This is a genomic window from Frankia tisae, from assembly GCF_025403405.1.
GTDB lineage: Bacteria > Actinomycetota > Actinomycetes > Frankiales > Frankiaceae > Frankia > Frankia tisai.
This window is the reverse complement of sequence record NZ_JANEZT010000486.1, coordinates 1-4,065: the sequence shown is the minus strand read 5'-3', so window position 1 is coordinate 4,065 and position 4,065 is coordinate 1. Positions and strand designations below refer to the sequence as shown.

Annotated in this window: 5 protein-coding genes; 2 read left to right on the top strand and 3 right to left on the bottom strand. The window is 71.7% G+C overall.

The genetic code is table 11. The features are described 5' to 3' along the window. On the top strand, window positions 1–339 hold a 339-nt coding region (locus NBZ85_RS28530), incomplete at its 5' end, for an FAD-binding oxidoreductase (RefSeq protein WP_261563047.1). A 375-nt stretch (window positions 340–714) separates the two neighbouring features. After that, a complete protein-coding gene (locus tag NBZ85_RS28525; protein ID WP_261560294.1) occupies window positions 715–873 on the top strand; it encodes a cytochrome c family protein in 159 nt (52 codons plus the stop codon). A gap of 25 nt (window positions 874–898) precedes the next feature. Here NBZ85_RS28525 and NBZ85_RS28520 read toward each other — a convergent pair whose 3' ends face one another. The 3 genes from NBZ85_RS28520 to NBZ85_RS33915 all read right to left on the bottom strand — a co-directional run bounded on the left by NBZ85_RS28520 (window position 899) and on the right by NBZ85_RS33915 (window position 3,100). Continuing rightward, a complete protein-coding gene (locus tag NBZ85_RS28520) occupies window positions 899–1,894 on the bottom strand; it encodes an NlpC/P60 family protein (protein ID WP_261560296.1) in 996 nt (331 codons plus the stop codon). A 6-nt stretch (window positions 1,895–1,900) separates the two neighbouring features. After that, window positions 1,901–2,557 (bottom strand): hypothetical protein, encoded by a 657-nt coding sequence (locus NBZ85_RS28515; RefSeq protein WP_261560297.1) that lies wholly within the window; start codon window positions 2,555–2,557, stop codon window positions 1,901–1,903. A gap of 117 nt (window positions 2,558–2,674) precedes the next feature. Further along, window positions 2,675–3,100, bottom strand: a complete 426-nt coding sequence (locus NBZ85_RS33915) for a helix-turn-helix domain-containing protein (protein ID WP_261560298.1) — start codon at window positions 3,098–3,100, stop codon at window positions 2,675–2,677. Window positions 3,101–4,065 lie beyond the last annotated feature (965 nt).

Here is a 4,065-nt window from a genome sequence, read left to right as displayed (position 1 = left end):
GTGATCCTGGATTCCTGGGGCGGGGCGATCAACCGGGTCGCGCCGGGCGACACGGCGTTCGTCCATCGCGGCGCGATCGCCAGCGCCCAGTACGTCGCCGGCTACGCCCCGAACGCCACGCCGGCCGAGAAGGAGGCCAACCGCCGCTGGCTGCGTTCCACCGTCGAGGCGACGGCGCCGTTCGTCTCCCGATCCGCCTACCAGAACTACATCGACCCCGAGCTCGCCGGCTGGGCGCAGGCGTATTACGGGGCGAACCTGGCTCGGCTGCGGCAGGTGAAGCGGGCGTACGACCCCGACGACCTGTTCCGCTTCGCGCAGGGCATCACACCGGCCTGACCTGCGAAGATCGGTCACTTTGGGTAGCCACCCCGCGCCAGGAGTCGACGTCCGCCGGCCCGGGGTGGCATGAACCATTAGAGCCTGTCGCGCTGGCGTCGCCCATTGGCTACAGGTGGCCATCTTGCTGTCCGTTCGGTGTCCCGCCGGGGGTTACGCCGTGTCCGCGCAGGTGTCCGCCGGCGCGTCCGAGGACGAACGGGACCGCGGGTCACCCACGCCGGGTGATGAGGTGCCCGTCCGGCGAGGCATCGCCGCCCACTCGGCGATTCCCCTTGCAGCAACTACTCAAGGTGAGTACACACGTGCTGTCGGTAACTTATCGACGTTGGTGTCCGTCCGGCCTAATCGGCTGGCTGTGCTGCGAGGTCCTGCATGAAGAAACTGATCTGGCCGTGGGGTATCGGGTTGTTCATCCTGTTCTTCACGGTGACCGCGCCGAGTAACGCCGCTGACGTGGTGCACAACACCGTGGGCGTGCTGGGCGGAGTGGCCAACGGGCTGTCGGACTTCGTCTCCGAGGCCACCGCCTGAGCTGCCGTCAATCCGGCCGGGTGGGCTAACGGAGTTCCTTGGCCAACGGCCTCGTCACCGCGACCGTTCCAGTCCAGTCCGAGATGTCGGACTCGACCACGCCCCAGCGGGCCCCCTTGGCCGCGATGACCCGGCCGTCGCCGATGTACATCCCGACATGACCGGGTGCGTCAGCGGTGCCGTCGGTGCCCGGGGTGAACAACAGGTCCCCGGGCTGCGGGTCGACCCCGGCCACCACCGGGCCGAACCGGAGCTGGTCGGTCGTCACCCGGGGCAGCTCGATGCCGATGTTCCGGTAAGCCGCCTGCACCAGCGATGAACAGTCCCAGGAGTCCGGCCCGATCGCCCCCCAGACGTAGGGCTTGCCGATCTGCGACTCCATGAACGCCACCACGGGGGCGATCGTGCCGGCGGGGATCTCCACGCCGAACTCAAGCGAGTCCCCGTACACCTGCACCTGGGCGAGGATCGTGCGCACGTAGTTGCGGGTCTCGGTGTAGGGCGGGATGCCCGCGTAGGCCAGCACCGCCCCGGCGCCGGCGTTGTACGCGGCCAGCATCTTCTCCTGCCCGTCGCCGGGCACCGACGCGACCGACGCCGCCACCGCGCAGTCGTAGCGGGCCGCGGCCGGGATCGCGTCGACCGGGTTCCACACGTCGCCCTGGCCGTGGCTGGCCCAGGTGGCGGGCATGAACTGGGCGATTCCCATCGCCCCGACGGGCGAGCGGGCCTGCGGGTTGAACCCGGATTCCTGGTGCAGCTGGGCGGCCAGCAGGGCCGGCGTCACCTCTTCGCAGCCGGCGCCGTTCGCCGCGTCCGTGATCAGCGGCACGTACTCGGCCGGAATGCCGTCGGCGTTCTCGATCGACTTGTTGCCCCGGCCGTGATCACCGACGAACGGCCCGGCCAGAGACATGATCAACACCGAGATAAACAGGATGACCCCACCGATGACGATCGCCGAGCCGGTGCCCAACCACACCAGCCACCCGGATCTTTTGGGCGGGAAGCCACGTGCCATCCGGTCTCACCGTCCCGGCGCGTCGCCGGCGACGCTGGCGAGATCTGCCCCGGCGACCCGCCACGTCCCGTCGTCCTGGCGCAGCAGCGTCAGGGCCGGGGTGGACAACGCCGCGACCGGCGCCTCGTTGCCCGTCGTGCTCTCGCGCCGCACGTTGAGCTGAAGCACGACGCGGCCGGTCGCGGTGGTGTCGATGCCACCCAGAGGCGTGGTCGCCAGCACCGACACCTGCGAACGAGCGCCCTGGGCACGGAGATCCTGCCAGGCCTGTCCGTCTGCGCCCCCGCCAGCGGCGCCGGGGGCGCCGGGGGCGCCCGCGCCGAGCGAGGCGGCGAAGTCCTCGGTGAGGCAGTCCCGGGCACGCTCGACGCCGGCCGATGGCCCCGAGTCGGTCCGGGCGTCAAACGACTGCCAGCGGGTGAAGCAGTCCACCGCGACCGCGGCCGGGTTCGTACGGTCGACCTCGCCGGTCGCGAGGGCGGTCGCGGTCGCCAGCGGGGGCCCCGGCGCCTGACTGGCACCCGGCGGCGGGCCGGTGGTCACCGAGGGACTCGGGGCGGGATCCGCGGCGCGATCCAACGTCCCACAGCCCGCCAGCACCACCAGCAGCATCGGCACTACCAGCAGCATCGAGACCGGCCGCGCCGGCTCGCCTCGGATCACGAGCACACCTTGGGCGCCGCTACACCGAGCCGCCGTGGCGCCCGATCACCGGCGCGCAGCCACACTCGGACGCGTCGGCACCGGCGATCCTCGTTCCCGCCCTCATCACGCCGCCGGTCATTCGCGGCCGTCCAGCCAGTCCCGCACCCGGCCGCGGCGCACCCGCCACTGGTGGCCGACCTTGCGGGCCGGGATCGCCCGTTCGGACAGGAGTTTGAGGACCGTGCTCTCGGACAGGCGTAGCCAGGCGACCAGCTCGTCGACCGTGAGCACGTCGTCGTCATCGGCCGGCCGGACCGCCGATCCCGCGGCAGCCGTCGCCGGGCCCGAGCCGCCCGCGGCACCCAGCCTGGCTAGTCCACCGGCCCCACCCGACACGGACGGCCTGGTACCCGGCGAGGACAGCGGCGTCTGCGCGGAACGCAGGGAGGACGATCCGACCGGCGCGGTCCGGGCCGGCGGCGGCGCACCCTGCGGGCCACCCGAACGCCCGGTATGGGCGGATGGCCGGGGCGTCGCCGTCGAGAAGCCGTCCTGCGCCACCGACGCTCCTTTCGCTCCGCCGCACGATTCGCGCCGCGTGATCCTGGCCGCCACCGCCGGCCCCCGGCGCGGATCTTCCGCCGAACCAGCCGCCGGCTCGCCTCGGCAATGGCGCACCACACAGTTCCGGTTCCGGTTCCGGAAGTTACACCGACCCGTCCGTTGTGGGTAGCCTCAACTAGAGCTTGTCATACTCGAATGGCTCGTGTTACATCGATCCGACCGCAGCCGAAGGTAAGTAACAGTAAGTAACCTTAACTGGCACTAGCTAACCTGTAGAGAGCCGGGAGGGCGACGGCGCGTGAGCGATGTGCCACAGGCACCGTACGGTGAGGAAGGCGACGCGCGGCCCGTTTCGCTCATAGGCGCCCGCATCCCCACGACGGCCTCCCGTTCCAACCAGCTGCCCGACCGAGACGACCAGTACGGGCGCGACGATGCGCCGGCCAGCGAGGACGCCGACTCACCTCCCTACGCGCGCTCCGGGCGCCGGCGGCATCGGCGGCGGAGCGGGTCGGACTCGCCGCAGCCGTCCGGCGAAGCGTGGCAGAGCGAGGCATTCCACCTCGATGATGCGACATCGGCGACCGAACCGGGTGCAGACCGTGCAACCGACGAAGAGGCCACATCCGCCGAAGAGGCCACATCGTCATCGTCGGCGGAGCCACCGGGTACCGGGTCCGATGGCCGGCCCACGCCGGCCGCCGAGGTGGACGAGGATGTCCGGCGCACACGCGGTAATCGCACGCGCCGCGCCGGCCGACCAGCCGCGATCGCGCCCCGCAACCAGGCGGACCCGTCGCGCCGCCCGGCGCCACCCGCCGACGCCGCTCCCCCGGCCTCCCGGTCGTCGCAGGACATCACGGTTCCGGCTCGATCCGACGGCTCCAGCCAGGCTGCCGACACGGGTTCCACCGACGCGAGTTCCACTGGCGCGGCTGGCACGGGCGCGGCTGGCACCGGCG

Excerpts from the sequence above, each read along its gene's own strand:
- NBZ85_RS28525 (WP_261560294.1), top strand. The coding sequence starts at position 715 with ATGAAGAAACTGATCTGGCCGTGGGGTATCGGGTTGTTCATCCTGTTC.
- NBZ85_RS28520 (WP_261560296.1), bottom strand. The coding sequence starts at position 1,894 with ATGGCACGTGGCTTCCCGCCCAAAAGATCCGGGTGGCTGGTGTGGTTG.